Raw genomic sequence first — 26,165 nt, forward strand, 5'->3', positions numbered from 1 at the left:
GGGTATCCCTTGTGTCATGGCGCAGGCTTGCCCATTGGCGGCACGGCCTCGCTGCGCACCGGGAACGACTGCAGCCTGCGGTCAGCGAAAAAGTATTCCAGGGTACGCCCGACCGTGCGGAAAGCCAGCTCGGACCAAGGGATGTCGGCTTCGTCGAACAGTTGCACTTCCAGGCTTTCGGGGCCGGCGGCGAAGTCCGGGTCGAGCAGGTCGGCGCGGTAAAAGATATGCACCTGGTTGATATGCGGCACGTCGATCAGGGTGTAGAGGCTCAGGTTATGCACGCGGGCGCAGGCTTCTTCCAGGGTTTCGCGCATGGCGGCCTGTTCCACCGTCTCGCCGTTTTCCATGAAGCCCGCGGGCAGGGTCCAGTAACCCAGGCGCGGCTCGATGGCGCGGCGGCACAGCAGCACTTTGTCACCCCACATCGGCACGGTGCCGGCGACGATATTGGGGTTCTGGTAGTGGATGGTCGAGCAGTGATCACACACAAAGCGCAGGCGGCCGTCGCCTTCGGGGATGCGTTGGGTAACCGGTTTACCGCACTGGCTGCAGAAATTCATGCTGGGGTTCCTGGAAAGTGCGTCTATCTTGGCGTGACAGGCAAGGCGCTGCAAGTTGTCGTTTAGCGACACCGCACGGGTTTTGGGGTTGGGCACCCGCACGCTTTGGTGCATGATGCAAGGTAGCCAACAGACCGAGATGACTCATGCTGGACGAGCTACTTCGCCGGGTAACCAATCACACCCCCCACACGCTGGAAACCGATGGGCGTTTCCCCGAGGCCGCGGTGCTGGTGCCGATTACCCGCAGTGACGAACCTGAGCTGATCCTGACCCTGCGTGCCAGCGGCCTGTCGACCCACGGCGGTGAAGTGGCCTTTCCCGGCGGGCGCCGCGACCCCGAAGACCCGGACCTGATTTTCACCGCGCTACGTGAAGCCGAAGAAGAGATAGGCCTTCCACCCGGCCTTGTGGAGGTCATTGGCCCGTTGAGCCCGTTGATCTCCCTGCACGGTATTCGGGTTACGCCGTATGTCGGCGTCATCCCCGACTACGTCGAATACCTGGCCAACGATGCCGAGATCGCCGCCGTTTTCAGCGTGCCGTTGGACTTCTTCCGACAGGACCCGCGCGAACATACCCACAGGATCGATTACCAGGGACGTAGTTGGTACGTGCCCAGTTATCGGTTCGGCGAATACAAGATCTGGGGGCTGACGGCGATCATGATCGTCGAGTTGATCAATCTGCTCTATGACGACGCCCAGATCAGCCTGCACCAGCCCCCCAAGAGTTTCATCAACATCTAAGCCATCGCTTGAATGGCAATGCCGTGAGGAAACACCATGAAATACCGCCTGGGCGACGCCCGCGTCGAGACTCACCCTCAGAGCTGGGTGGCACCGAATGCCACGCTGGTGGGCAAGGTCAAGCTGGAGGAGGGCGCCAACGTCTGGTTCAACGCGGTGTTGCGTGGCGATAACGAACTGATCCTGATCGGTAAGAACAGCAACGTGCAGGATGGCAGTGTGATGCACACCGACATGGGCTACCCGCTGACCCTGGGCACCGGTGTGACCATCGGTCATAACGCGATGCTGCATGGTTGCACGGTGGATGATTACAGCCTGATCGGTATCAACGCGGTGATCCTCAACGGCGCCAAGATCGGCAAGCACTGCATCATCGGCGCCAATTCACTGATCGGCGAAGGCAAGGAAATCCCCGACGGTTCACTGGTGATGGGCTCGCCGGGCAAAGTGGTGCGTGAATTGACCGACGCGCAGAAACGCATGCTCGAAGCCAGCGCTGCGCACTATGTGCATAACTCTCAGCGTTATGCGCGGGATTTGGTAGAGCAGGAAGAATGAACCCGATTGAACGCCCCGTCGCCTCGCCGTGCGTGAGTATCTGCGCGTTGGACGATGACGATATTTGCACCGGCTGCCAGCGTACCGTGGATGAAATTACGCGCTGGAGCCGCATGGACAACGCCGAGCGCCGGGTCGTGTTGGGGTTGTGCCATGAGCGGGCGGTGGCGAGTGGGTTGGTGTTTATGGCTTCCGGGAAAACTGGCGGCGGATAGACCGCTATTGCAGGCAAGCCAGCTCCCACATGAATGCATTCAAAATGTGGGAGCCGGCTTGCCTGCGATGAGGCCCTCCCAGACGACATATTTCTGAATGTGAAGTAACCTGTGGCCCTTGTTCACAGGTCCCTCGCCCCATGCTCTTCCTGATCGCCTACATCAGCAGCGTCGTGCTGATCAACTTTGCCTTTTCCACCGCCCCGCACCTGGACGTCATCTGGTCGGCCTGGGGTGGCCTGGTCTTCATCCTGCGCGACATGGTGCAAACCCGCTTCGGTCACGGAGCGATCATCGCCATGCTGGCGGCGTTGGTGCTGTCGTATGTCACGTCCGACCCGGCCATCGCCCTGGCCAGCGCCACGGCGTTTGCGGTATCCGAGTGCATCGACTGGCTCGTGTTCAGCATCACCAAACGCCCGCTGCACGATCGCCTGTGGATAAGTTCGGCGCTGAGCATTCCCCTCGACACCTTTATCTTCTTCGGCCTTATCGGCGCGCTCACGCCGGCAGTGGCGGGCACCGCGCTGGTGTCGAAGTTCGCCGGGGTCACGGTCGTGTGGCTGATCATGGCCTGGCGTATCCGCAAGCGGGCCGTCGTCAACTGAGGCCAATTCCTGCAGTTCATGTAAAATGCCGGCCTTTCTCCCAATGATCCGCTCCCCTGAGGACCTGAGATGACCCGAATCGGAACTCCATTGTCGCCAACCGCGACCCGCGTTTTGTTGTGTGGCTGCGGTGAGCTGGGCAAGGAAGTGGTAATCGAACTGCAACGCCTGGGCGTTGAAGTGATTGCCGTGGATCGCTACGCCAATGCGCCGGCCATGCAGGTTGCGCACCGTAGCCACGTGATCAACATGCTCGACGGCGCCGCCCTGCGTGCGGTGATCGAGGCCGAGAAGCCGCATTTCATCGTTCCGGAAATCGAAGCCATCGCCACTGCCACCCTGGTGGAACTGGAAGCCGAAGGCTTCACTGTGATTCCGACCGCGCGCGCGACCTCGCTGACCATGAACCGCGAAGGCATCCGCCGTCTTGCCGCCGAAGAGCTGGACCTGCCGACCTCGCCGTACCACTTCGCCGATACCTTCGAAGATTACAGCAAGGCCGTCCAGGACCTGGGCTTCCCGTGCGTGGTCAAGCCGGTGATGAGTTCGTCGGGCAAGGGCCAGAGCCTGCTGCGCAGCCCCGACGACGTGCAGAAAGCCTGGGATTACGCCCAGGAAGGTGGCCGTGCCGGTAAAGGCCGCGTGATCATCGAAGGCTTTATCGACTTCGACTACGAAATCACCCTGCTGACCGTGCGCCACATCGGCGGCACCACGTTCTGTGCGCCGGTGGGTCACCGTCAGGAGAAGGGCGACTATCAGGAATCCTGGCAGCCGCAAGCCATGAGCCCGATTGCCCTGGCAGAATCCGAGCGCGTTGCCAAAGCCGTGACCGAGGCCCTGGGTGGTCGTGGCCTGTTTGGTGTGGAATTGTTCATCAAGGGTGATCAGGTGTGGTTCAGCGAAGTTTCGCCGCGTCCGCATGACACCGGTTTGGTGACCTTGATTTCTCAGGACCTGTCGCAGTTTGCGCTGCATGCGCGCGCCATTCTGGGCTTGCCGATCCCGTTGATCCGTCAGTTCGGGCCGTCGGCCTCGGCGGTGATCCTGGTGGAAGGGCAGTCGACCCAGACGGCGTTCGCCAACCTGGGCGCTGCGCTGAGCGAGCCGGACACGGCGTTGCGTCTGTTTGGCAAACCGGAAGTGAATGGGCAGCGTCGGATGGGTGTGGCGTTGGCGCGGGATGAGTCGATTGAAGCGGCTCGGGCGAAGGCGACCCGTGCTTCGAAGGCGGTTGTTGTAGAGCTGTAACCGCGTCGCGCCCTTCGCGAGCAAGCCCGCTCCACATTCGATCGCATTGCCAAGTCTGGCACTGATCACAATGTGGGCGCGGGCTTGCTCGCGAAAGCGGTCTATCAGGCAACCTTGTTCAAATCGTTATCCCGCGTCTCTTTCAGGCACAGCACAGCAATCAAGCTGAGCAACGCTGCCGCCGATACATACCCACCGACATAACTCAGCCCACCCATCGCCACCAGCTTGGTCGCGAAGAACGGTGCGGCCGACGCGCCCACGATCCCACCCAGGTTATACGCCGCCGAAGCACCGGTATAACGCACACGGGTCGGGAACAGTTCCGGCAGCATGGCGCCCATCGGCGCGAAGGTCACGCCCATCAGGAACAGCTCCAAGGCCAGGAACAAAGCCACCGCCCAAGTCGAACCGTGAGTCAGCAGCGGCTCCATGGTGAAGCCCGACAGGATTGCCAGGAGCGCGCCGACGATGAGCACCGGCTTGCGTCCGAAACGGTCACTGGCCAAGGCTGCCAACGGCGTCGCCAGGCCCATGAACAAGACTGCAAAGCACAACAGGCCGAGGAAGGTCTCACGGCTGTAGCCCAAGGTGGAGACGCCATAACTCAGGGAAAACGCAGTGGTGATGTAGAACAGTGCATAACACACCACCATCGACGCAGCGCCCAGCAACACCGGCAGCCAATGCTGGCTGAATAATTCCACCAGCGGCACCTTGACCGGGGCTTCCTTGGCGACGGCGTTGGCGAACACCGGCGTCTCATGCAGCTTCAGCCGCGCGTACAGGCCAACCATCACCAGCGCAGCGCTGAGGATGAACGGGATGCGCCAGCCCCAGCTGCGGAACTGTTCGTCGCTCAGGCTCATGGCCAGGATCAGGAACAAGCCGTTGGCTGCCAGGAAGCCGATCGATGGGCCCAGTTGCGGAAACATGCCGAACCAGGCGCGTTTGCCCTTGGGCGCGTTCTCGGTCGCCAGCAGCGCCGCGCCGCCCCATTCCCCGCCCAAGCCCAGGCCCTGGCCGAAGCGCAGCACACACAACAGGATCGGCGCCCAGGCCCCGATGCTGTCATAGCCGGGCAGCAAGCCAATCAGCGTCGTACAGATGCCCATCAGCAACAGCGAAGCCACCAGGGTCGATTTACGCCCGATGCGGTCGCCAAAGTGGCCGAACAGTGCCGAGCCCAGCGGACGGGCGATGAAGGCGATACCGAAGGTCAGGAACGACGCCAGCATCTGCGCGGTACCGGAGGTCTGCGGGAAGAACACCGGCCCGATCACCAGCGCAGCTGCCGTGGCGTAGATATAGAAGTCGTAGAACTCGATGGCGGTGCCGACGATGCTCGCCGTGGCGACCCGTGCGGTCGAGTTGGTCGGGGCGGCGGCGGGCGCGGCCTCGTTGTAGGTGGTGCTCATGGTAGTGTCCCTGATGGTCATTGCGCGTTTGGACGCGGATTATTATTGGTCGATCACCCATGGATCAGGGTTGTGCGCGGGAAGGCTCGGGATGGGAGCGAACGCCGGTCAGACACGATAAAGCGGTGCTTGGACACGCGGGGTGCGGGTAGCACGCGGTCAGGCGCGGCTCTGGTAAGCCGCCCCGATTATAGGAAGGGGGTTGAACATACAACAAGGGGGGCTGGCGAGGATCTACGGTTTGGAGTGGGGTGTATGTGGGAGCTGGCTTGCCTGCGATAAGATCACCTCGCTTTCATGACTGAGGTGTTTGCATCGCAGGCAAGCCATCTCCCACATGGACCGAGTTGATTCAGGCAGCGACCGGCATCCGGCTGGTGTGCCAGATCAGCACCTTGCTCACGCGGTTGTCCTCGGTCTCGAGGATTTCCAGGCGGTAGCGACCGATTTTCAGGCAGACCGCGCAATCCGGGATGGTCTCCAGTGCTTCGGTGACCAGGCCGTTGAGGGTCTTGGGGCCGTCGCTGGGCAGGTGCCAGTTCAGGCTTTTGTTCAGCTCGCGGATCGAGGCGGCGCCATCGATGATGTAGCGGCCGTCCGGCTGGGGCTCGATATGCGGGTTGTCAGCACTCTGCTCGCTTTCGAATTCACCGACGATTTCTTCGAGGATGTCTTCCAGGGTCACGATACCCAGCACTTCGCCGTATTCATCCACCACCATGCCCAGGCGGCGTTGTTGCTTGTGAAAGTTCAGCAACTGCAGTTGCAGGGGTGTGCTTTCCGGGACGAAGTAGGGTTCGTGGCAGGCGGCGAGCAACGCTTCCTTGGTCAGGCTGGCGTCGGGCAGCAGGTGCTGGATCTGCCGGGTGTTGAGCACCGCCTGGACCTGGTTGATGTCGCTGTGGAACACCGGCAGGCGCGTACGTTGGGAGGTGCGCAATTGCTCGATGATCTCTTCGATCGAGTCATCCAGGTTGATGCCGTCCACTTCACTGCGTGGCACCAGGATGTCGTTGACGGTGATGTTGTCCAGGGCGTGGATGCCGGGCATGCCTGGGGTGCGGCTTTCGTCGGACTCGGGCTCTGGCTCATCGTCATGGTCGGGCAGCGGTTCGTCGCTCTTTTTCACCACGCCGGATTTACGTGCGAATGGGCGCAGCAGCAACAGGCTGATGCCATTGAGCAGCCAGGCCAGCGGGTAGAGGATTTTCAGCGGCACGCCCAGCAGCGTGTTGCCAAAGCCCAGCACGGCTTGCGGATGGCGGACGGCGAGGGCACGGGGCAGGTAATCGGCCAGAATCAACAGGATTGCGCAGGAAATCATCCAGCCGAGCCAGGGCCCGTTCTGCGCCCAGGCGTAGATCGCCAGTAGCGTGCAGAGGATCACCACGGCGGCGCGACACAGGCTGTTGCACAGGATCAGGCTGTGGCGTGGGAAGCTTAGCCGGGCGGCTGCCTTGTCACCCTGGCGTGTACCGGGGCGCAGGGCCAGCAGGTGTTGTTGCGCGGCTTCGATGGCGGTGAACAGTGCGGCCCATAAGACCAGCAGGGCGATTACCGCGAGCATCGGCTCCAGGGGCAAGTTGTCCATGATCGCTGCCCGTCAGATGTGCAGGATATATTCGCGGACCAGCTTGCTGCCGAAATAGGCCAGCATCAGCAGGCAGAAGCCCGCCAGGGTCCAGCGAATTGCCTTGTGCCCGCGCCAGCCGAGCCGGTTGCGGCCCCACAGCAACACACTGAACACCACCCAGGCCAGACACGCCAGCAGGGTCTTATGCACCAAGTGCTGGGCGAACAGGTTTTCGACGAACAGCCAGCCGGAGATCAGCGACAGTGACAGCAGGGTCCAACCCGCCCACAGGAAGCCGAACAGCAGGCTTTCCATGGTTTGCAGCGGCGGGAAGTTCTTGATCAGCCCCGAGGGATGCTTGTGCTTGAGCTGGTGGTCCTGCAGCAGCAGGAGCAGGGCCTGGAACACCGCGATGGTGAACATGCCGTACGCCAGGATCGACAGCAGGATGTGCGCGAGGATGCCCGGCTCTTCATCAATGACCTGCACCGTGCCGGTAGGGGCGAATTGCGCCATCAACACGGTCAGCATTCCCAGCGGGAATAACAGCACCAGCAGATTCTCGACGGGAATCCGGTAGCAGGCCAGCAAGGTCAGCGCGATGACAGCGGCCGCGATCAGGCTGGCGGCGCTGAAAAAATCCAGGCCCAGGCCGACGGGTGTCATCAAATGGGTAAACAGGCTGGCAGCATGGGCCAGCAGGGCGAGAACGCCAAGGCCTACGAGCAGGCGTTTGTCCGCCTTGGCGCCTTGGGCCAGACGAGTGCCCTGATAGAGAGTCGCAGCGGCATACAAGATGGCGGCGGCGAGGCTGGGTAGCAAACTGGGTGACAAAGGGAGCATAAATCCTGTTAGGCAAGCCCGAAAGGCGCTGAGTTTGGCATACCCCCGCGTAACACGAAAGACTCTCAGGCCAGACAGCGGGTGTGCATGGCGGCAGTCTTCGCTATAATCCGCGACCTGCCCACGCCGCAGGCTCGCCGAGCGCTGTTTTTAATAGCGATTTACCACAGCCTGGGCCGCCATTACCTCGGTCTATGAATAGGGCCTGAAAGGATCGCGCATGTTTGAAAATCTGACTGACCGTCTCTCGCAGACGCTGCGCCATGTAACCGGCAAGGCCAAGCTGACCGAGGACAATATTAAAGACACCCTGCGTGAAGTGCGCATGGCGTTGCTGGAAGCCGACGTGGCCTTGCCGGTGGTGAAGGACTTCGTCAACTCGGTCAAAGAGCGCGCGGTGGGCACCGAAGTGTCCCGCAGCCTGACCCCGGGCCAGGCGTTTGTGAAGATCGTCCAGGCCGAACTCGAAAGCCTGATGGGCGCGGCCAACGAAGACCTGAACCTCAGTGCCGTGCCACCTGCCGTTGTGCTGATGGCCGGTCTGCAAGGTGCGGGTAAGACCACCACCGCCGGCAAGCTGGCGCGCTTCCTTAAAGAGCGCAAGAAGAAGTCCGTGATGGTGGTGTCGGCCGACGTATACCGTCCGGCTGCTATTAAACAGCTGGAAATGCTCGCTGGCGAAGTAGGGGTGACCTTCTTCCCGTCCGACCTGAGCCAGAAGCCGGTCGACATCGCCAACGCGGCTATTAAAGAGGCCAAGCTCAAGTTCATCGACGTGGTCATCGTCGATACCGCCGGTCGCCTGCACATCGACGAAGAGATGATGGGCGAGATCAAGGCGTTGCATGCCGCGATCAACCCGGTCGAGACGCTGTTCGTGGTCGACGCCATGACCGGCCAGGATGCGGCCAACACCGCCAAGGCCTTCGGCGACGCGTTGCCGCTGACCGGTGTGATCCTCACCAAGGTCGACGGTGACGCCCGTGGCGGTGCTGCGCTGTCGGTGCGTGCCATCACCGGCAAACCGATCAAGTTCATCGGTATGGGCGAGAAGAGCGACGCGCTCGAACCGTTCCATCCTGAGCGTATTGCTTCGCGCATCCTCGGTATGGGCGACGTGCTCAGCCTGATCGAGCAGGCCGAAGCCACGCTCGATAAGGACAAGGCCGACAAACTGGCCAAGAAGCTGAAGAAGGGCAAGGGCTTCGACCTCGAAGACTTCCGCGACCAGCTGCAGCAGATGAAGAACATGGGCGGCCTCGGCGGCCTGATGGACAAACTGCCGAACATCGGCGGTGTGAACCTGGCGCAGATGGGCAATGCCCAGGGCGCGGCAGAGAAGCAATTCAAGCAGATGGAAGCCATCATCAACTCCATGACCCCGGCCGAGCGCCGTGACCCTGAGCTGATCAGCGGTTCGCGCAAACGTCGGATCGCCATGGGTTCCGGCACCCAGGTGCAGGACATCGGTCGCTTGATCAAGCAGCACAAGCAGATGCAGAAGATGATGAAGAAATTCTCTGCCAAGGGCGGAATGGCCAAGATGATGCGCGGCATGGGCGGTATGTTGCCCGGCGGTGGCATGCCGAAAATGTAAAGTATTCGCGCGCAAGCACGCTTGCGCTCCGACCCACAGGGACGTGGGATCTCCAGCAAACCCGCCGTTGGCGGGCGCTGACTCGCCGTTTTAACCGACGGCTCTATAGCAGATCTGAGTGGCACGCTGATAGGCGCCAGAAAAAGACATTTGCAAAAGTCCGGATATTCCTTAGAATATGCGGCCTTTCGGGCACCTATGCCCGCTGTGCATTTAGATTTGCAGCACCGACTACAGGAACGATGTTCACATGCTAACAATCCGTCTTGCCCTTGGCGGCTCCAAAAAGCGCCCGTTTTACCACTTGACCGTAACCGACAGCCGCAACCCGCGCGACGGTTCGCACAAGGAACAGGTTGGTTTCTTCAACCCTGTTGCTCGTGGTCAAGAAGTTCGTCTGTCCGTGAACCAAGAGCGCGTAGCCTACTGGCTGAGCGTGGGTGCACAGCCATCCGAGCGCGTAGCAAAACTGTTGAAGGACTCGGCTAAGGCCGCAGCCTGAGCAATATGAACGCGACGCCAGCTGTTGCTGATGATTTGATCGTTATCGGCAAGATTTACTCTGTTCATGGCGTTCGCGGCGAAGTGAAGGTGTATTCCTTTACTGATCCGACTGAAAACCTGTTGCAGTACAAGACCTGGACGCTCAAGCGCGAGGGTAGTGTGAAGCAGGTTGAGCTGGTCAGTGGACGCGGGAGCGATAAGTTCCTGGTCGCAAAGCTCAAGGGTCTTGATGATCGTGAGGAAGCTCGTCTTCTGGCCGGTTATGAGATCTGCGTGCCGCGCAACCTGTTCCCTGAATTGACCGACGGCGAGTACTACTGGTACCAGCTGGAAGGTCTGAAGGTTATTGATCAACTCGGGCAATTGTTCGGGAAAATCGATCATCTTCTGGAAACCGGCGCCAATGATGTAATGGTGGTCAAGCCTTGCGCTGGCAGCCTGGATGATCGCGAACGTCTGTTGCCCTATACGGCGCAATGCGTGTTGGCCGTCGACCTGGCCGCGGGCGAGATGAAGGTGGAATGGGACGCGGACTTCTAAGCGTGGCTAATTTGCGCATTGAAGTGATCAGTTTGTTTCCCGAGATGTTTTCCGCCATCAGCGAGTACGGCATCACCAGTCGGGCGGTGAAACAGGGGCTGTTGCAGCTCACCTGTTGGAACCCGCGAGACTACACGACGGATCGACATCACACTGTGGACGATCGCCCATTTGGCGGTGGCCCGGGCATGGTGATGAAGATCAAGCCCCTGGAAGACGCATTGGTTCAGGCCAAGGCCGCCGCCGGGGAGAAGGCGAAGGTAATTTACCTGTCCCCTCAAGGCCGTCAGCTGAAACAGGCTGGGGTCCGCGAACTGGCGAATGAGGAAGCACTGATCCTGATTGCCGGTCGCTATGAAGGCATTGACGAGCGGTTTATTGAAGCTCATGTCGATGAAGAGTGGTCGATTGGGGACTATGTTCTGTCTGGCGGCGAGCTGCCGGCGATGGTCCTGATAGATGCGGTTACACGACTGCTGCCTGGAGCTTTAGGGCATGCGGACTCCGCGGAGGAAGACTCCTTCACGGATGGTTTGCTGGATTGCCCGCACTACACCCGACCGGAGGTGTATGCGGATCAGCGTGTTCCCGACGTATTGCTAAGTGGCAATCACGCACACATCCGGCGTTGGCGTTTACAGCAGTCCCTTGGTCGGACCTATGAACGACGCGCCGATCTTCTGGAAAGCCGCTCGCTTTCTGGAGAAGAGAAGAAGCTGCTCGAGGAATACATCCTCGCGCGGGACGATAGTTAACAACGTATCGATGGTAGGTCCATTGACTTACCTTAGGAGCACAGCATGACTAACAAAATCATCCTTGCACTCGAAGCAGAGCAGATGACCAAAGAGATCCCTACCTTTGCCCCGGGCGACACCATTGTCGTTCAGGTGAAAGTGAAGGAAGGCGACCGTTCGCGTCTGCAAGCGTTCGAAGGCGTGGTAATCGCCAAGCGTAACCGTGGTGTGAACAGTGCTTTCACTGTTCGTAAAATCTCCAACGGTGTTGGCGTAGAGCGTACTTTCCAGACCTACAGCCCGCAAATCGACAGCATGGCCGTCAAGCGTCGCGGTGACGTACGTAAAGCCAAGCTGTACTACCTGCGTGACCTGTCCGGTAAAGCAGCTCGCATCAAGGAAAAACTGGCTTAAGTCCAGCTTCCCGATGCAGAAAAAAGCAGCCTACGGGCTGCTTTTTTGTGCCTGAAATTTGTCTATTTACCGGTATTTATGCATGACCACCCGCTTCGAAGAAATCCAGCGCCGTACCGACCTTTCCGTGACTCACGTGACCAAGGCCGTTTTTCCGCCGACCACCAACCACCACAACACCTTGTTTGGCGGCACCGCCTTGGCGTGGATGGATGAAGTGTCGTTCATTACCGCCACGCGCTTTTGCCGCTTGCCGCTGGTAACGGTGTCTACTGACCGTATCGACTTCAATCACGCGATCCCGGCAGGCTCCATCGTTGAGCTGATTGGCCGTGTGATCAAAGTCGGTAACACCAGCCTCAAGGTCGAGGTGGAAGTATTCGTCGAGAGCATGAGTGCTGATGGTCGCGAAAAGGCGATCCAGGGCGTGTTCAGCTTTGTCGCGATTGATGCCGACAAGCGGCCTGTCCCGGTATTGCCTGGGTTTGTTGACTGATCCTGAACCGCTGTCGAAGGCAAGCCAGCTCCCACATTGAATCAGTGTTGTTCAATCGATCAGGCAAGACACAAAACCCATGTGGGAGCTGGCGTGCCTGCGATAGGATCTACCCGACACTCCAGTCATCAGCTTGAGCCCATATGCCCGCCATTGACCACCCCCTGATCGACCGCTTCCTCGACGCCCTGTGGCTGGAAAAAGGCCTGTCGGACAACACGCGTCAGGCTTACCGCAGCGACCTGGCCCTGTTCAACGGTTGGCTGCAGGAAAAAAACCTTGAGTTGGTCAACGCTGGCCGCGAGCTGATTCTCGACCACCTGGCCTGGCGCCTTCAAAACTACAAGCCCCGTTCCACCGCAAGATTTCTCTCTGGGGTGCGTGGCTTTTATCGCTATCTGTTGCGTGAAAAACTGATAGCAGTCGATCCGACTCTCCAAGTCGACATGCCTCAACTAGGTAGGCCTCTTCCTAAATCTCTGTCAGAAGCCGACGTGGAAGCCTTGTTGGCGGCCCCGGACCTGAGCGAAGCCATCGGCCAGCGCGACCGCGCGATGCTCGAAGTGCTGTACGCCTGCGGCCTACGGGTGACCGAGTTGATCAGCCTGACGCTGGAGCAAGTCAACCTGCGTCAGGGCGTGCTGCGGGTGATGGGCAAGGGCAGCAAGGAGCGGCTGGTGCCCATGGGCGAGGAGGCGATTGTGTGGGTCGAGCGCTACATGCGTGATGCCCGCAGTGAGCTGCTTGGCGGACGCCCCAGCGACGTGTTGTTTCCCAGCCTGCGCGGCGAGCAGATGACCCGGCAGACCTTCTGGCACCGCATCAAGCACCAGGCCAAGGTCGCCGGCATCGGCAAGGCCTTGTCGCCCCACACGTTGCGCCATGCGTTCGCCACGCATTTGCTCAACCACGGGGCGGATTTGCGCGTGGTGCAAATGCTGCTTGGGCACAGCGACTTATCCACAACCCAGATCTACACCCACGTGGCGCGTGCACGCTTGCAGGATATGCACGCCAAGCACCACCCGCGAGGCTGAAAACCGCCAATTTGTCCCGCCACGGGCTGCCCTGCGGCCCAACTGTGGTAGGCTTTGCCGGTTAGCAAAGGGGACGGCCCAGCGCTGTGTTTTTCCAAACAGTATTCCTTCCCGTCCCTGCATCTGCCTTCAGGAGTTCCCATGCGCTTGACCCAGATTATTGCCGCCGCAGCCATTGCGTTGGTTTCCACCTTTGCGTTCGCCGATGACGCTGCCGAGCAGACCATCCGCAAGAGCCTGGCCAACCTGCAACTCGATACCCCGATCGAAAGCATCAGCGCCAGCCCGATGGCCGGCCTGTATGAAGTCAAGCTCAAGGGCAGCCGCGTGCTGTACGCCAGTGCCGACGGCCAGTACATCGTCCAGGGCTACCTGTTCCAGCTGAAGGACGGCAAGCCGGTCAACCTGACCGAGAAAGCCGAGCGCCTGGGCGTGTCCAAGCTGATCAACGGCATTCCGGTAGCGGAAACCGTGGTTTACCCGGCCATCGGCGAGACCAAGACCCATATCACCGTGTTCACCGACACCACCTGCCCGTACTGCCACAAGCTGCACGCCGAAGTGCCTGCGCTGAACAAGCTGGGCGTGGAAGTCCGCTACGTCGCGTTCCCGCGCCAGGGCCTGGGCTCGCCGGGTGACGAGCAGTTGCAAGCGGTGTGGTGCTCGGCCGACAAGAAAGCGGCCATGGACAAGATGGTCGACGGCAAGGAAATCAAGGCGGCCAAATGTGCCAACCCGGTTTCCAAGCAGTTCGCCCTGGGCCAGTCCATCGGCGTGAACGGTACGCCGGCTATCGTTTTGGCGGACGGCCAAGTGATTCCGGGCTACCAGCCAGCGCCACAAGTTGCCAAACTGGCGCTGAGTGCCAAATAAACCAGCATCGTCGAACCTTTGACGATCATGGCTCGCGGATAAGTCGGCGGGCCATTAATTGAAAGCCGCAGTCGTGCGGCTGTTTTCCACGGCCGACCTAGCGTCGGCCGTTTCATGGGGAGTTCTTCAGTGAAACCGGTCAAAGTAGGCATCTGTGGGTTAGGGACCGTCGGTGGCGGCACCTTCAACGTACTTCAGCGTAACGCTGAGGAAATTTCCCGCCGTGCAGGTCGCGGGATTGAAGTGGCGCAGATTGCCACGCGTTCGCCAAAGCCTCAGTTCGAAACGACCGGTATTGCGATTACCAACGATGTCTTCGCCGTTGCCACCAACCCTGAAATCGATATCGTCATCGAACTGGTCGGCGGTTACACCGTGGCCCGTGAGCTGGTGCTCAAGGCCATCGAGAACGGCAAGCACGTGGTCACCGCCAACAAGGCGCTGATTGCCGTGCACGGCAACGAGATCTTCGCCAAGGCGCGTGAGAAGGGCGTGATTGTTGCGTTCGAAGCCGCCGTGGCCGGTGGCATCCCGGTGATCAAGGCGATCCGTGAAGGCCTGTCCGCCAACCGCATCAACTGGGTGGCCGGCATCATCAACGGCACCGGCAACTTCATCCTCACCGAAATGCGCGAGAAGGGCCGTACCTTCGAAGACGTGCTGGCCGAAGCCCAGGCCCTGGGTTACGCCGAAGCCGACCCGACCTTCGACGTGGAAGGGATTGACGCGGCGCACAAGCTGACCATCCTGGCGTCCATTGCCTTTGGTATCCCGCTGCAGTTCGACAAGGCCTACACCGAAGGCATCACCAAGCTGACCACCGCCGACGTGAACTACGCCGAAGCCCTGGGCTACCGCATCAAGCACCTGGGCGTGGCGCGTAGTACCCCGGCGGGTATCGAGCTGCGTGTGCACCCGACCCTGATCCCGGCCGACCGCCTGATCGCCAACGTCAATGGCGTGATGAACGCCGTGATGGTCAACGGTGATGCGGCAGGTTCGACGTTGTTCTACGGCGCCGGCGCCGGCATGGAGCCCACCGCTTCGTCGGTGATCGCCGACCTGGTCGACGTGGTTCGCGCCATGACCAGCGACCCGGAAAACCGCGTGCCGCACCTGGCCTTCCAGCCGGATTCGTTGTCGGCCCACCCGATCCTGCCGATCGAAGCCTGCGAAAGCGCTTACTACCTGCGCATCCAGGCCCAGGATCACCCGGGCGTGTTGGCCCAGGTGGCGAGCATCCTGTCGGAGCGCGGTATCAACATCGAGTCGATCATGCAGAAGGAAGTCGAGGAGCAAAACGGCCAGGTGCCGATGATCCTGCTGACCCACCGCGTGCTCGAGCAACACATCAACGATGCCATCGCCGCCCTGGAAGCCCTGCAAGGCGTGGTCGGCCCGGTGGTGCGGATCCGCGTCGAACACCTGAACTAATGGTTTTGCTGCAAGGGCCCCGCAGGTTCGGCGGCCCTTGTTCAAGAATGCTCTAGAGGAGCCAGTCATGCGTTATATCAGCACCCGCGGCCAGGCACCGGCCCTGAATTTCGAAGACGTTCTGCTGGCAGGCCTTGCCACTGACGGCGGCCTGTACGTGCCGGAAAACCTGCCACGCTTCACCCAGGAAGAAATCGCTTCGTGGGCCGGCCTGCCGTACCACGAACTGGCGTTCCGGGTGATGCGCCCGTTCGTCACCGGTAGCATTCCGGATGCGGACTTTAAAAAGATTCTGGAAGAAACCTATGGCGTGTTTTCCCACAACGCCATCGCACCGCTGCGTCAACTGAATGGCAATGAGTGGGTCCTGGAGCTGTTCCACGGCCCGACCCTGGCGTTCAAGGATTTTGCCCTGCAACTGCTGGGTCGCCTGCTCGACTACGTGCTGGAGAAGCGCGGCGAGCGCGTGGTGATCATCGGCGCCACCTCCGGTGACACCGGCTCGGCGGCCATCGAAGGGTGCAAGCACTGCGAAAACGTCGACATCTTCATCCTGCACCCGCACAAGCGCGTGTCGGAAGTGCAGCGTCGCCAGATGACCACCATCTTTGGTGAAAACATCCACAACATCGCGATCGAAGGCAATTTCGATGACTGCCAGGAAATGGTCAAGAACAGCTTCGCTGACCAGAGCTTCCTGAAGGGGACGCGCCTGGTGGCGGTGAACTCGATCAACTGGGCGCGGATCATGGCCCAGATCGTTTACTACTTCCACGCGTCCCTGCAGTTGGGCGGTCCGGCGCGTTCGGTATCGTTCTCGGTGCCGACCGGCAACTTCGGCGACATCTTCGCCGGTTACCTGGCGCGCAACATGGGCCTGCCGATCAACCAGTTGATCGTTGCTACCAACCGCAACGACATCCTGCACCGCTTCATGAGTGGCAACCAGTACGTCAAGGAAACCCTGCACGCGACCCTGTCGCCGTCCATGGACATCATGGTCTCGTCGAACTTCGAACGCCTGCTGTTCGACATGCACGGTCGCAACGGCGCGGCCATTGCCGGCCTGATGGATAACTTCAAGAGCGGCGGCGGTTTCAGCGTTGACGAAGAGCGCTGGACCGAAACCCGCAAGCTGTTCGACTCCCTGGCCGTGGATGACGCCCAGACCTGCGAAACCATCGCAGAAGTCTACGCCCAGACCGGCGAGCTGCTTGACCCACACACCGCCATCGGCGTAAAGGCCGCCCGTGAGTGCCGTCGCAGCCTGGACATCCCGATGGTGGTCCTCGGTACTGCACACCCGGTCAAATTCCCGGAAGCGGTGGAGAAGGCCGGCGTTGGCAAGGCGCTGGAGTTGCCGGTGCACCTGGCTGACTTGTTCGAGCGTGAAGAGCGTTGCACGGTGTTGCCGAACGACTTGAAGGCGGTGCAGGCGTTTGTGAGCCAGCACGGCAACCGTGGTAAGCCTTTGTAAGGCGAATCGCGCAAACAAAAACGCCGCTTGCCCTTCCTTTGGGCCGCGGCGTTTTTTGTTTATGGGCAGCCGTTTTTTCCCTGTCATGTTGCAAGCGCATGCTGGAATCCGTCACCCCCTGACGGCCCCATAAAGACGATAAAGCGAACTTTCCTACGTCACAAACAGTCACTTAGGATAGATGCAGCTCCCGTTGAAACGATTGTTCCCGAACTATTGAGTGGTGATCGAGATGGAAAGTATCAGCCTATTGCTCGAAGAAGCACTGAGCCCCTATCAGGTTACGCTGACCGCCTCTGGTGTGCAGGACGAGTGCCTGGTATCCGTGAAGAATCCTGCCGGCGCCATCGTGGTCGAGCGTGAAGTCGACCGCGCCCAATTGATGGACAAACGCATGCTGGTGGATGTCGTGGATTGCCTGCTGCGCGACATCAAAATTGCTGAAGGGCGTCTGGAACCCTCGGTCATTGCAGCCTTGCGCAACGCAGCCCAGACCCGCAGCGCCACTGCCGCATGAAGAATTGTTTAGCTGTGGAAACTTCCTACACTGTGGTCGGTCAGATTTCGTAACAGCAAGAGCAAGCATTGTGCTCCGGTGTTTGTGGCTTGTTGTACTGGTCTTTACTGATCACGTTTAACCCCGAAGTGTCTCCCCACGCTCCGGGGTTTCTTTTTGCCCGGGATTTGTCAAGGCGCGTCCTGGTAGAACAGCGGATGGTCGTGCAAATACTGCGCACGCAGTGCCGGATCCAGCCAGGCGGCGTAGGCGTGCAGTAGCTGAGCCTGCGGTAGTTCACCCACTACCTGGTTGATGCGCTGGATCGCCTGGTGACCCTGGGGCGTGTCCGAGCAACCGATATGGATACGCTGATAGGGCGTGGCACCGGCAATCGGATAGAACGCCAAGGCCTGCGGGTCGATACCCTGGTGCAGGGCGTGATAGCGGATTTCGGTCCAATAGCCCAGCACTGCCTCCAACCGCCCCAGGCGTTGCATTTGCAGCAGGCTGCCCAACGCATCGTTGCCGTAGTGCATCACGCGTTTGTGGGCGTCGGTGTGTTCCAGCACGCCATCGATGAACGCACCGTAGCTGCGCTCGGCGACAACGCCCAGCCGGGTGTGGTCATCCTGCAGGATCGCCGTCAGGTCGACCCGTTCCTGGGCGACCAGCGGCGCCAGCACCTCACGGCGATCCTGGCGCACCACCACGCCGTTGCTGACGATGGAAAACGCCGGGCGCGAATACACCACCCACTTGGCCCGCTCTGCGGTCCACAGCATGGTGGGGTCGCAGGTGAAGGCGGGTGCCTGGAGCATCTGCAAGCCGCGTGCGCGGTTGACGTGCAGCACCTTGTGCCGGTACTCGGGCAGGCGTTCCATCAGCATCGGCAGCAATTCGTCGATGGCGCCCTGGCCTTTTTGCGGGCCGTCGAAGATGGTCAGCGGCGGCAGGTCGCGGATCAGCCAGGTCAAGGTTTCGGCCGCCTGGGATGCCAGCGGCAAACACACCAGGCAAGGGCCGCACAGGCCCAGGAGCCAGCGACGCAGCATTAGCGTGGACACGCCATCAGATCGCGCCTTGTTCACGCAGGCGCGTGATCGCTGCTTCGTCGTAGCCCAACTCATTGAGCAGCACGTTGTTGTGCTCACCCAGTTGCGGCCCGACCCACTCGCAGCTGCCCGGTGTGTCCGACAGCTTGGGCACGATGCCCGGCATCTTGAAATCCTTTCCACCGGGCAGCTTGGCCTTGAGGAACATCTCCCGCGCAAGAAATTGCGGGTCTCCCAGCATGTCCTCGGCGCTGTAGATGCGGCTGGCGGGGACCTCGGCCTGGTTCAGCTGCTCGACCACCTGATCCAGCGACAGCGAGTTGACCCATCGATCAATCACCCCGTACAGCTCATCGCGGCGACCATCACGCCCGTCATTGCTGGCAAGCTCTGGATCATTGGCCAAATCCTCACGACCGATGGCAAGCATGAAGCGCTTGAAGATCGCATCGCCATTGGCGCCGATCTGCACATGCTTGCCGTCGGCGCTGGTGTGGATCGATGACGGTGTGATGCCGGGCATGATGTTGCCGGTGCGTTCGCGAATAAAGCCGAACACGTCAAACTCCGGGATCATGCTTTCCATCATGGCGAATATGGCTTCATACAGCGCCACATCCACCACCTGGCCCTGGCCTCCGTTGACTTCGCGATGACGCAGCGCCATCAGTGCGCCGATCACCGCCCACAACGCGGCAATCGAGTCGCCGATGGAAATCCCGGTACGCACTGGCGGGCGGTCTTCAAAACCGGTGATATAGCGCAGCCCGCCCATGGACTCACCCACCGCACCGAACCCCGGCTGATCTTTCATCGGTCCGGTTTGGCCAAAGCCAGAGAGACGTACCATCACCAGCTTGGGGTTAAGGGCATGCAGGGTCTCCCAGCTCAGGCCGAGCTTTTCCAGTACGCCAGGGCGGAAGTTTTCGATGAGGATGTCGGCGTCCGCCAGTAACTGCTTGAGGATCGCCAGGCCGTCCGGGTGCTTGAGGTTGAGGGTCAGCGACTTTTTGTTGCGCGCCTGCACGAACCACCACAGCGAGGTGCCTTCATACAGCTTGCGCCATTTGCGCAGCGGGTCGCCGCCGTCAGGCGATTCGACCTTGATCACCTCGGCGCCGAATTCCGCACAGATGCGTGAGGCAAACGGGCCGGCGATCAGGGTACCGAGTTCGATGACTTTGAGGCCGGCAAGCGGTTTGGCGTTGAACGACATGAGGATCCTTGTCTGCGCAGGGTGTTGGTGTGATGCCTTTTAACATAGGCGAGTAGACCAGGGCAGCGCAGGATTCGTTGAATCGCCTCGCCATCGGTTAGACTGACCGCCTTTCCCTGTCTCTAGAAGCCCGTTCATGGCCCAGCCGTCCACGACCTACAAATTCGAACTCAACCTCACCGACCTTGATCGCTCGGTGTACGAGAGTGTCAAACAGACCATCGCCCGCCACCCGTCGGAAACCGAAGAGCGCATGACCGTGCGTCTGCTGGCCTACGCCCTCTGGTACAACGAGCAATTGTCGTTTGGCCGTGGCCTGTCAGATGTAGACGAGCCAGCCCTGTGGGAAAAAAGCCTGGATGACCGGGTTCTGCACTGGATCGAAGTCGGCCAGCCTGATGCCGACCGCCTCACCTGGTGCTCGCGTCGCACCGAACGTACCAGCCTGCTGGCCTACGGCAGCTTGCGCGTGTGGGAAGGCAAGGTGGTGCCGGTGGCGAATAACCTGAAAAACGTACACATCGCCGCCGTGCCCCAGGAGGTCTTGGAGACCCTGGCCAAGGACATGCCCCGCGTCATCAAGTGGGACGTAATGATCAGCGAAGGCACCCTGTTCGTTACTGACGATCGTGGCCAGCATGAAGTGCAGTTGCAGTGGTTGGTCGGCGACCGCGGTTGATTGGATCGCCGCCGGTCACCTGTTTTATTTCCGTTTCAGAAGAGAAGTCTCCGTCACCCCATGCGTATCGATCCTCGCCCGTTGCCCGCCGTCCTGCCGTTTCTCGGTGAATTGCCGCCACTGCTGACCCGTCTCTACGCCGCACGCGGAGTGCAGTCCGAAGCCGAGCTGGACAAAAGCCTGGCGCGGTTGATCCCCTACCAGCAGCTCAAGGGCATCGACGCGGCGGTGGACCTGCTGGTGACGGCGTTGGAGCAGCGCCAGCGCATCCTTATCGTCGGCGACTTTGACGCCGATGGCGCCACCGCCAGCACCGTGGGCACCCTGGGCTTGCGTTTGCTCGGTGCGGCCCATGTCGACTACCTGGTGCCCAACCGTTTCGAATACGGCTACGGCCTCACCCCGGAAATCGTCGCCGTGGCGCTGCAGCGCGCGCCGCAGTTGCTGATCACGGTGGACAACGGCATCTCCAGCGTCGAAGGCGTGGCGGCGGCGAAGGCGGCGGGGTTGCAGGTGCTGGTGACGGACCACCACTTGCCCGGCGATGAGTTGCCAGCGGCGGATGCCATCGTCAACCCGAACCAGCCTGGCTGTGAATTCCCGAGCAAAGCCTTGGCCGGCGTGGGCGTGATTTTCTATGTGCTGATGGCGCTGCGTGCGCGCCTGCGCAGCTTGGGCTGGTACGACAACACGCCACAACCCAACATCGGTGAATTGCTCGACCTGGTTGCCCTGGGCAGCGTCGCCGACGTAGTGCCCCTGGACGCCAACAACCGCATCCTGGTGCATCAAGGCCTGGAGCGTATCCGCGCCGGTCGCGCGCGGCCGGGGATCAAGGCGATTTTGGAAGTGGCCAAGCGTGATGCTGCGCGTATCACCTCCACCGACCTGGGTTTTATCCTTGGCCCGCGCTTGAACGCCGCCGGGCGCCTGGATGACATGAGCCTGGGTATCGAATGCCTGCTCACCACCGACTTCGCCGCAGCGCGGGAAATGGCCGCGCAACTGGACGGCATGAACCAGGACCGCAAGTCGATCGAGCAGGGTATGCAGCGCGAGGCCCTGGCCCAGCTCAAGGACTTGCCGGTGGAGTCCATGCCTTACGGCTTGTGCCTGTTCGATCCGGAATGGCATCAAGGCGTGATCGGGATTCTCGCGTCGCGTATGAAAGAACGTTACTTCCGCCCGACCATCGCCTTCGCCGACGCCGGTGATGGCTTGCTCAAGGGCTCAGGGCGCTCTGTGCAGGGGTTTCATATCCGCGATGCCCTGGCGGTGGTCGCGAGTCAGCATCCCAACCTGATCACCAAATACGGCGGCCACGCCATGGCGGCGGGGCTGACGTTGCCTGAGGAAAACTTCCCACTCTTTGCCGAAGCTTTTGATGCTGAAGTGCGTCGCCAACTGCGTGAAGAAGACCTGACCGGACGCTTGTTGTCCGACGGCACCCTGGCGGTGGAAGAGTTTCATCTGGAGCTGGCCCGCGCGTTGCGGCATGCCGGACCGTGGGGGCAGCACTTCCCCGAGCCATTGTTTCACGGCGTGTTTCAACTGGTCGAACAGCGCGTGGTGGGGGAGCGGCACCTGAAGGTGGTGCTCAAGAGCGAATGCGGGTCCGTAAAGCTCGATGGCATTGCGTTTGGGGTGGACCGAGAGGTCTGGCCGAATCCGACCGTGCGGTGGGTGGAGTTGGCGTACAAGCTGGATGTGAACGAGTTTCGTGGGAATGAAACCGTGCAACTGATGATTGCCCACATCGAACCGCGCTAGCGTTCAGCGGCACCACCAGACAACTGTGGGAGCGGGCTTGCCCGCGAATACGGCGTGTCAGTCAATGTTCCTGTGACTGATCCACCGCTTTCGCGGGCAAGCCCGCTCCCACATTTTTATCTGCGTACGGTCTTAAACTACTTGGCTTGGTGCTTCACGATGATATCCACCAAGCGCTTGGCCAGCGCCGGATAGTTCTCATCAAAGTGATGCCCACCGGGTAACTTCAACGCTTCACCCACCGCAGTCTTGTCCGTGCAGCCGCTCTCGTCGACTTCTTCCGCCCCGTAGATGCACACCACTTTCTCGGGCGGCAGCTTGGCCATTTCCGGGCCCGTGGCGGCTTCTTTGCCGGCGTTACCCAGCCAACCTTCCACTTCAATTTCGAAGCTGCCCGTGCGCGCGAAGGCCAGCAAGATAATCGCATCGACACGCTGCTGCTCGTTTTCCGGCAGACGGTTGTAGATGGCTGGCAACACATCGGCACCGAACGAATAACCGGTCAGCACGAAGCGCTTGGTGCCCCATTTCTGACGGTAGTGCTGCATCAGTTCGGTGAGGTCCTTGGCGCTTTGTTCCGGCGTCTTGTGCTGCCAGTAGTAGCGCAGGGTATCGATACCCACCACTGGGTAGCCGATCTTGGCCATTTCGCCGGCCACGTCGCGGTCCAGGTCGCGCCAACCGCCATCGCCGGAGAGGAACAGGGTGACGGTATCTTTCGCTTGGCCGGCCGGGACTTCCACCACCGGAATCGCCAGGCCGCCGTTGTCCGAACCTACCAATTGCTTGCGCAGCTCGTTGTTCAGCACTTGCGGGTAGTGAATGTCGTAGTCGCTGATGCTGGTGGTGGCGCGCGGCGTATCGCGTACGAAACTGGCGCTTTCATCGTCAGGGTTGTCGTTCCAGGCCACCAGCCAATTGCCGTGTGCGGCTGTCTTTGGCAGTGGGTCTTTGCAGCCTTCCTGGACCAGAGCGAAGCCAACGGAGATGGCGTTGGCCTTATCGTCGTTCTGGGTGGCCAGCCAGCGCCAAGCGAGAGCGGCGCCAGGGCCGATGCCGCTGACCAGGGTGGCAGGGCCCTTGAGTTGGCTCAGGGCGCCTTGCAGCGCTTGTTCCTGCAGCTTGCAGTCGTCCTTGGGCAGGATCACCTGGACAATCTGCGCCTTGCCGCCTTGGCTCAAGGCAATCAGTTGGCTGTCGGTCAGCATTTCATCAGGCATCACGGCCACCGCGACGCGGGCTTTCGGCGTGCCGTACGGGGTGACGCGGGTCATCACCGAACCGTCGGCCTGGGGCAGTTGCTCCAGGGTCGGCTGCGGGGCAGGACGGTTCCAGTACCAATAGCCGCCACCCAGGACCAGGGCGAGCAGCACTACGAAGGCCAATACATACCGCCAGGAGCGTCGAATCATCAGCGTTTCACCAATCCAGTCAAGCCGCCCGCGATCAGGGCGGCGGTATCGGCCAGTGCCACCAGCGGATCAAGTCCTGCGGGCACGGCCATGTAACGGGGTTCCCAGTCAGGCTGGAACTTGTCTTTGAAGCGGCGCAAACCTTGGAAGTTATACAGTTGCTCGCCACGACGGAACACCATCGAACCCAGGCGCTGGGTCAGTGGGGCGCCGCGTCGTGGTTGCAGGCCCGACAACGGCACCATGCCGAGGCTGAAGCGGGCGTAGCCGTGACTCTTATAGTGTTGAATCAGGCCGACCATCATGAATTCCATGGTCAGCTTGGGCGCGTCCGGGTGAGCGCGCATCAGATCGAGACTGGCCAGGTCGTGGTTGTAGGTCTCGAGCAGGTTGGCGAAGGCCACCGGGCGCCCTTCGAAGCGAATGATCGCGATACGAAAGTGCTTGAGGTAGTCGTCGCTGAAGCGTCCCAGGGAAAAGCCCTTTTCTCGTACGTTCTTGCCGGTCAGCCAAGCGTCGGAGATCACCTTCAGCTCGTCCATTGGCGCGGTGCCCGGTTCGCAGATCTCCAGGGACAGGCCGTCCCGCGAGCCACGGTTCCAGGTGTAACGCAGGTCCTTCATCTCTTTGCCCTTGGCTTCCAGGTCAAAGCGTTTCAGGTCGACGCGGGCTTCTTCGCCCAGCTTGATCGCGGTGAGGCCGATGTCCATATAGTAGGGCAGGTTTTCCGCTCGTACCTGATAGAACACCGGGCGCGCGTGGTGGATGTCACACAGGTCGCGGAACTGCCAGATCATCTCCGCCCGTTGCTGGGTCGGGCCGATCGGGTCGTACAAGGCTACCAGGCTACGGCCGCGACGGGCGTACATGAGGAAAGCTTCATCATTGGGATGGAACAGCAGCGCTTTGTCGCCGGTGAGCGCCAGGCCGCCGTCGGGCTGGGACGAGGCCATCAGGATCTTGCTGGCGCGCTCCAGTTCGTCCGGTGTCGGCAAGTGGATCACCGGCCGCGCGGTACGCAGCAGCCAGGTCAGCGACACGATCACCAGCACCACGGCGGCGCCCAGCAGCGAACGCAGGCCGCGTGGGGCGTTGGCGTCCAGGGTGAACTGCCACCACAGCTGATGGCTGTAAGGCACGTCTTGATAAGCGAACAGGAGCAACCAGATCGATGCCCCCAGCACGCAGACACTGGCCACCAGGTACAGCGGCGAGAAGGGCAGTTCGGTGAGGCGGCTGGCACGATAGAAAGAGCGCCGGAAGATGGCCAGCAGGATCGCGGTCATGGTCATCAGGCTGGCTTCTTCCCAGTCGAAACCCTTGAGCAGCGAGAGCAGGGCGCCCACCAGCAGCAACACCATGGTCAGCATCCAGGCAGCCGACAAGCGTCGGCGCAGACCCTGGGCCAGCAACAGGCACAGCACACCGATCAGGCTGGCGCCAAAGTGCGAAGCATCAATCAGGCGGTGGGGAATCAGGAAGCCGATGTTTTCCAGGCGTGAGTCGATTTCGGGCGTGGCGCCAGAGAACAGCAGGACCACGCCGGACAAAAAAACCAGGACGGCCAGTACTGGCGCTGCCAGCCCCGAGGCGACCCGCAGGCTTTGCTGGGTCTGGAACAGGCGCTGCGCTTCGTTGACCAACAGGAACACGCAGGCGATCAGCAGCGGCAGCACCACGTAAATCATGCGATACAGCAGCAGGGCGGCGGCCAATGGCGCGGCGCCCAATTTGTCGGCGAAGGCGGCCAGCAGGATCGCTTCGAATACCCCCACACCGCCGGGCACATGGCTGAGCACGCCGGCGGCCAGGGCCAGCAGGTACACCAGCAGGAAGGGACCGAACGGCGGCGCTTCCGGCAACAACATATATAGGACGGTCGCTGCGGCGGCCACGTCCAGCGCGGTAATGATCAGTTGCAGGAACGTCAGGCGGCGACCCGGCAGGCGCAAGGTGCGCCGGCCGGCTTTGACCAGCAGGTTATCCGGGTAGGGTTGTTCCGGTAGGCGACGGCGATAAATGCCGATGCACAACGCGGCCGATAACAACAGCACCGCGCCAGCAATACCGCCCAGCACAGCCTGCGGCAAATGCAGGTAAGTCGATGCGGCGGGCAGGTTGCTCAGTGTCGCCAATGCAGCCAGTGGCGGCAGTGCGGTGCCGAGAGCCAGACTGGCGAACACCGTCATGCGGGCGACTTCCGAAGCCCCGATGCCATGGCGTGCATATAAACGGTAACGCACCGAACCGCCGGAGAGCATCGACAGGCCAATCGCATTGCCGATGGCAAACGCCGTAAAGCCGCCCAGGGCGAGGGTCTTGGCGGGCAAGTTCACGCCCGCGTAGCGCGCCCCGGAAAATTCGTAGCCCAATAGAATGACGAAACCGGCGACGGCCGCCGCAAACGCGCCGAGCAAGGCCGGTTTGGGCACTTCCAGGATCGAGTCGTGGAGAGCGTAGAGGTCCAGCTCCAACAGAAGGTGTCGACAGGCGATCAGAGCGATGGCGAACAACAATAGGGTGACCGCCAGCCCGATGGGTTGCCGGTATTTGCTCACCAGATCCAGCCAGCGCAGACGGGTGGGTGTGATCGGTTGTTCTGCTGTGACAGTGTCTTTTGGTTCAGACGAGTTGGCGCGCATCAATC

Annotated in this window: 26 protein-coding genes; 18 read left to right on the forward strand and 8 right to left on the reverse strand. The window is 61.0% G+C overall.

The features are described from left to right. Positions 1–14: 14 nt before the first annotated feature. Positions 15–563: an NUDIX hydrolase gene (locus tag AB4O08_RS17825; protein WP_034109227.1), complete on the reverse strand. Its 549-nt coding sequence runs from the start codon at positions 561–563 to the stop codon at positions 15–17. Positions 564–709: 146 nt separating this feature from the next. On the opposite strand from AB4O08_RS17825, the gene AB4O08_RS17830 reads away from it, so the two are divergent. The 5 genes from AB4O08_RS17830 to purT all read left to right on the forward strand — a co-directional run bounded on the left by AB4O08_RS17830 (position 710) and on the right by purT (position 3,947). Continuing rightward, positions 710–1,312, forward strand: coding sequence for a CoA pyrophosphatase (locus AB4O08_RS17830; protein ID WP_010207970.1), 603 nt, complete (start codon positions 710–712; stop codon positions 1,310–1,312). Positions 1,313–1,348: 36 nt separating this feature from the next. Then, positions 1,349–1,873, forward strand: coding sequence for a gamma carbonic anhydrase family protein (locus AB4O08_RS17835; RefSeq protein ID WP_010207972.1), 525 nt, complete (start codon positions 1,349–1,351; stop codon positions 1,871–1,873). Continuing rightward, positions 1,870–2,088, forward strand: coding sequence for a DUF1289 domain-containing protein (locus AB4O08_RS17840; protein ID WP_042571212.1), 219 nt, complete (start codon positions 1,870–1,872; stop codon positions 2,086–2,088). Before AB4O08_RS17835 ends, AB4O08_RS17840 begins: the two co-directional genes overlap by 4 nt. Before the next feature lie 140 nt (positions 2,089–2,228). Continuing rightward, on the forward strand, positions 2,229–2,696 hold the full coding sequence (locus tag AB4O08_RS17845; RefSeq protein ID WP_010207975.1) for a VUT family protein: 468 nt from the start codon (positions 2,229–2,231) through the stop codon (positions 2,694–2,696). A 69-nt stretch (positions 2,697–2,765) separates the two neighbouring features. Beyond that, positions 2,766–3,947, forward strand: a complete 1,182-nt coding sequence (purT, locus tag AB4O08_RS17850; protein ID WP_010207976.1) for a formate-dependent phosphoribosylglycinamide formyltransferase — start codon at positions 2,766–2,768, stop codon at positions 3,945–3,947. A 104-nt stretch (positions 3,948–4,051) separates the two neighbouring features. Here purT and AB4O08_RS17855 read toward each other — a convergent pair whose 3' ends face one another. The 3 genes from AB4O08_RS17855 to AB4O08_RS17865 form a co-directional block, all read right to left on the reverse strand. Continuing rightward, entirely contained in the window at positions 4,052–5,365 is a 1,314-nt protein-coding gene (locus AB4O08_RS17855) for an MFS transporter (RefSeq protein WP_176332415.1), read from the reverse strand. A gap of 352 nt (positions 5,366–5,717) precedes the next feature. After that, the gene (locus AB4O08_RS17860) at positions 5,718–6,956 is read right to left on the reverse strand and encodes a transporter associated domain-containing protein (protein ID WP_010207980.1); all 1,239 of its coding nucleotides are present in this window, start codon (positions 6,954–6,956) and stop codon (positions 5,718–5,720) included. Between the two features lie 12 nt (positions 6,957–6,968). Continuing rightward, positions 6,969–7,781 (reverse strand): cytochrome C assembly family protein, encoded by an 813-nt coding sequence (locus tag AB4O08_RS17865; RefSeq protein ID WP_016977712.1) that lies wholly within the window; start codon positions 7,779–7,781, stop codon positions 6,969–6,971. Positions 7,782–8,001: 220 nt separating this feature from the next. Between AB4O08_RS17865 and ffh the strand changes: the two genes are divergently transcribed. From ffh to AB4O08_RS17920, 11 genes are all read left to right on the forward strand, one after another. Beyond that, a complete protein-coding gene (gene ffh / locus AB4O08_RS17870; RefSeq protein ID WP_010207982.1) occupies positions 8,002–9,378 on the forward strand; it encodes a signal recognition particle protein in 1,377 nt (458 codons plus the stop codon). Between the two features lie 250 nt (positions 9,379–9,628). Further along, the gene (gene rpsP / locus AB4O08_RS17875) at positions 9,629–9,880 is read left to right on the forward strand and encodes a 30S ribosomal protein S16 (RefSeq protein ID WP_003175899.1); all 252 of its coding nucleotides are present in this window, start codon (positions 9,629–9,631) and stop codon (positions 9,878–9,880) included. Positions 9,881–9,885: 5 nt separating this feature from the next. Then, positions 9,886–10,422 carry a ribosome maturation factor RimM gene (gene rimM, locus AB4O08_RS17880; protein WP_010207983.1) on the forward strand — a complete coding sequence of 179 codons (537 nt, stop codon included), beginning with the start codon at positions 9,886–9,888 and terminating at the stop codon, positions 10,420–10,422. Continuing rightward, complete coding sequence (trmD, locus tag AB4O08_RS17885; RefSeq protein WP_016977714.1) at positions 10,404–11,177, forward strand: tRNA (guanosine(37)-N1)-methyltransferase TrmD; 774 nt, start codon at positions 10,404–10,406, stop codon at positions 11,175–11,177. The genes rimM and trmD overlap by 19 nt, the downstream gene beginning before the upstream one ends. 45 nt (positions 11,178–11,222) lie before the next feature. After that, positions 11,223–11,573, forward strand: a complete 351-nt coding sequence (gene rplS, locus AB4O08_RS17890) for a 50S ribosomal protein L19 (RefSeq protein ID WP_003175895.1) — start codon at positions 11,223–11,225, stop codon at positions 11,571–11,573. 82 nt (positions 11,574–11,655) lie between these two features. Next, the gene (locus AB4O08_RS17895; RefSeq protein WP_010207985.1) at positions 11,656–12,069 is read left to right on the forward strand and encodes an acyl-CoA thioesterase; all 414 of its coding nucleotides are present in this window, start codon (positions 11,656–11,658) and stop codon (positions 12,067–12,069) included. A gap of 143 nt (positions 12,070–12,212) precedes the next feature. After that, complete coding sequence (gene xerD / locus AB4O08_RS17900; protein ID WP_460114252.1) at positions 12,213–13,106, forward strand: site-specific tyrosine recombinase XerD; 894 nt, start codon at positions 12,213–12,215, stop codon at positions 13,104–13,106. A gap of 141 nt (positions 13,107–13,247) precedes the next feature. Continuing rightward, positions 13,248–13,979 carry a thioredoxin fold domain-containing protein gene (locus AB4O08_RS17905; RefSeq protein ID WP_010207987.1) on the forward strand — a complete coding sequence of 244 codons (732 nt, stop codon included), beginning with the start codon at positions 13,248–13,250 and terminating at the stop codon, positions 13,977–13,979. Between the two features lie 129 nt (positions 13,980–14,108). Continuing rightward, positions 14,109–15,413: a homoserine dehydrogenase gene (locus AB4O08_RS17910; RefSeq protein WP_010207988.1), complete on the forward strand. Its 1,305-nt coding sequence runs from the start codon at positions 14,109–14,111 to the stop codon at positions 15,411–15,413. Positions 15,414–15,480: 67 nt separating this feature from the next. Next, a complete protein-coding gene (thrC, locus tag AB4O08_RS17915) occupies positions 15,481–16,890 on the forward strand; it encodes a threonine synthase (protein WP_021492261.1) in 1,410 nt (469 codons plus the stop codon). A gap of 232 nt (positions 16,891–17,122) precedes the next feature. Then, a complete protein-coding gene (locus tag AB4O08_RS17920) occupies positions 17,123–17,407 on the forward strand; it encodes a DUF3509 domain-containing protein (RefSeq protein ID WP_021492260.1) in 285 nt (94 codons plus the stop codon). Positions 17,408–17,577: 170 nt separating this feature from the next. Here the strand turns inward: AB4O08_RS17920 and AB4O08_RS17925 are convergent, their stop codons facing one another. Together AB4O08_RS17925 and AB4O08_RS17930 are read right to left on the reverse strand one after the other, a co-directional pair. Next, positions 17,578–18,441, reverse strand: a complete 864-nt coding sequence (locus tag AB4O08_RS17925) for a TIGR02285 family protein (protein WP_198831749.1) — start codon at positions 18,439–18,441, stop codon at positions 17,578–17,580. A 16-nt stretch (positions 18,442–18,457) separates the two neighbouring features. Beyond that, positions 18,458–19,657 carry a CaiB/BaiF CoA transferase family protein gene (locus tag AB4O08_RS17930; RefSeq protein WP_021492258.1) on the reverse strand — a complete coding sequence of 400 codons (1,200 nt, stop codon included), beginning with the start codon at positions 19,655–19,657 and terminating at the stop codon, positions 18,458–18,460. A 136-nt stretch (positions 19,658–19,793) separates the two neighbouring features. Between AB4O08_RS17930 and AB4O08_RS17935 the strand changes: the two genes are divergently transcribed. Beyond that, complete coding sequence (locus AB4O08_RS17935) at positions 19,794–20,336, forward strand: YaeQ family protein (RefSeq protein ID WP_460114253.1); 543 nt, start codon at positions 19,794–19,796, stop codon at positions 20,334–20,336. 60 nt (positions 20,337–20,396) lie between these two features. Continuing rightward, a complete protein-coding gene (gene recJ, locus AB4O08_RS17940) occupies positions 20,397–22,106 on the forward strand; it encodes a single-stranded-DNA-specific exonuclease RecJ (RefSeq protein WP_010207994.1) in 1,710 nt (569 codons plus the stop codon). Between the two features lie 137 nt (positions 22,107–22,243). Here the strand turns inward: recJ and AB4O08_RS17945 are convergent, their stop codons facing one another. Together AB4O08_RS17945 and mprF are read right to left on the reverse strand one after the other, a co-directional pair. Continuing rightward, a complete protein-coding gene (locus AB4O08_RS17945; RefSeq protein WP_010207995.1) occupies positions 22,244–23,518 on the reverse strand; it encodes a virulence factor family protein in 1,275 nt (424 codons plus the stop codon). Next, positions 23,518–26,160 (reverse strand): bifunctional lysylphosphatidylglycerol flippase/synthetase MprF, encoded by a 2,643-nt coding sequence (gene mprF, locus AB4O08_RS17950; RefSeq protein WP_021492257.1) that lies wholly within the window; start codon positions 26,158–26,160, stop codon positions 23,518–23,520. Before mprF ends, AB4O08_RS17945 begins: the two co-directional genes overlap by 1 nt. Positions 26,161–26,165 lie beyond the last annotated feature (5 nt).

Source organism: Pseudomonas sp. H3_E07 (assembly GCF_054668895.1).

Excerpts from the sequence above, each read along its gene's own strand:
- AB4O08_RS17825 (WP_034109227.1), bottom strand. The coding sequence starts at position 563 with ATGAATTTCTGCAGCCAGTGCGGTAAACCGGTTACCCAACGCATCCCC.
- AB4O08_RS17830 (WP_010207970.1), top strand. The coding sequence starts at position 710 with ATGCTGGACGAGCTACTTCGCCGGGTAACCAATCACACCCCCCACACG.
- AB4O08_RS17835 (WP_010207972.1), top strand. The coding sequence starts at position 1,349 with ATGAAATACCGCCTGGGCGACGCCCGCGTCGAGACTCACCCTCAGAGC.
- AB4O08_RS17840 (WP_042571212.1), top strand. The coding sequence starts at position 1,870 with ATGAACCCGATTGAACGCCCCGTCGCCTCGCCGTGCGTGAGTATCTGC.
- AB4O08_RS17845 (WP_010207975.1), top strand. The coding sequence starts at position 2,229 with ATGCTCTTCCTGATCGCCTACATCAGCAGCGTCGTGCTGATCAACTTT.
- purT (WP_010207976.1), top strand. The coding sequence starts at position 2,766 with ATGACCCGAATCGGAACTCCATTGTCGCCAACCGCGACCCGCGTTTTG.
- AB4O08_RS17855 (WP_176332415.1), bottom strand. The coding sequence starts at position 5,365 with ATGAGCACCACCTACAACGAGGCCGCGCCCGCCGCCGCCCCGACCAAC.
- AB4O08_RS17860 (WP_010207980.1), bottom strand. The coding sequence starts at position 6,956 with ATGGACAACTTGCCCCTGGAGCCGATGCTCGCGGTAATCGCCCTGCTG.
- AB4O08_RS17865 (WP_016977712.1), bottom strand. The coding sequence starts at position 7,781 with ATGCTCCCTTTGTCACCCAGTTTGCTACCCAGCCTCGCCGCCGCCATC.
- ffh (WP_010207982.1), top strand. The coding sequence starts at position 8,002 with ATGTTTGAAAATCTGACTGACCGTCTCTCGCAGACGCTGCGCCATGTA.
- rpsP (WP_003175899.1), top strand. The coding sequence starts at position 9,629 with ATGCTAACAATCCGTCTTGCCCTTGGCGGCTCCAAAAAGCGCCCGTTT.
- rimM (WP_010207983.1), top strand. The coding sequence starts at position 9,886 with ATGAACGCGACGCCAGCTGTTGCTGATGATTTGATCGTTATCGGCAAG.
- trmD (WP_016977714.1), top strand. The coding sequence starts at position 10,404 with ATGGGACGCGGACTTCTAAGCGTGGCTAATTTGCGCATTGAAGTGATC.
- rplS (WP_003175895.1), top strand. The coding sequence starts at position 11,223 with ATGACTAACAAAATCATCCTTGCACTCGAAGCAGAGCAGATGACCAAA.
- AB4O08_RS17895 (WP_010207985.1), top strand. The coding sequence starts at position 11,656 with ATGACCACCCGCTTCGAAGAAATCCAGCGCCGTACCGACCTTTCCGTG.
- xerD (WP_460114252.1), top strand. The coding sequence starts at position 12,213 with ATGCCCGCCATTGACCACCCCCTGATCGACCGCTTCCTCGACGCCCTG.
- AB4O08_RS17905 (WP_010207987.1), top strand. The coding sequence starts at position 13,248 with ATGCGCTTGACCCAGATTATTGCCGCCGCAGCCATTGCGTTGGTTTCC.
- thrC (WP_021492261.1), top strand. The coding sequence starts at position 15,481 with ATGCGTTATATCAGCACCCGCGGCCAGGCACCGGCCCTGAATTTCGAA.
- AB4O08_RS17920 (WP_021492260.1), top strand. The coding sequence starts at position 17,123 with ATGGAAAGTATCAGCCTATTGCTCGAAGAAGCACTGAGCCCCTATCAG.
- AB4O08_RS17925 (WP_198831749.1), bottom strand. The coding sequence starts at position 18,441 with ATGCTGCGTCGCTGGCTCCTGGGCCTGTGCGGCCCTTGCCTGGTGTGT.
- AB4O08_RS17930 (WP_021492258.1), bottom strand. The coding sequence starts at position 19,657 with ATGTCGTTCAACGCCAAACCGCTTGCCGGCCTCAAAGTCATCGAACTC.
- AB4O08_RS17935 (WP_460114253.1), top strand. The coding sequence starts at position 19,794 with ATGGCCCAGCCGTCCACGACCTACAAATTCGAACTCAACCTCACCGAC.
- recJ (WP_010207994.1), top strand. The coding sequence starts at position 20,397 with ATGCGTATCGATCCTCGCCCGTTGCCCGCCGTCCTGCCGTTTCTCGGT.
- AB4O08_RS17945 (WP_010207995.1), bottom strand. The coding sequence starts at position 23,518 with ATGATTCGACGCTCCTGGCGGTATGTATTGGCCTTCGTAGTGCTGCTC.
- mprF (WP_021492257.1), bottom strand. The coding sequence starts at position 26,160 with ATGCGCGCCAACTCGTCTGAACCAAAAGACACTGTCACAGCAGAACAA.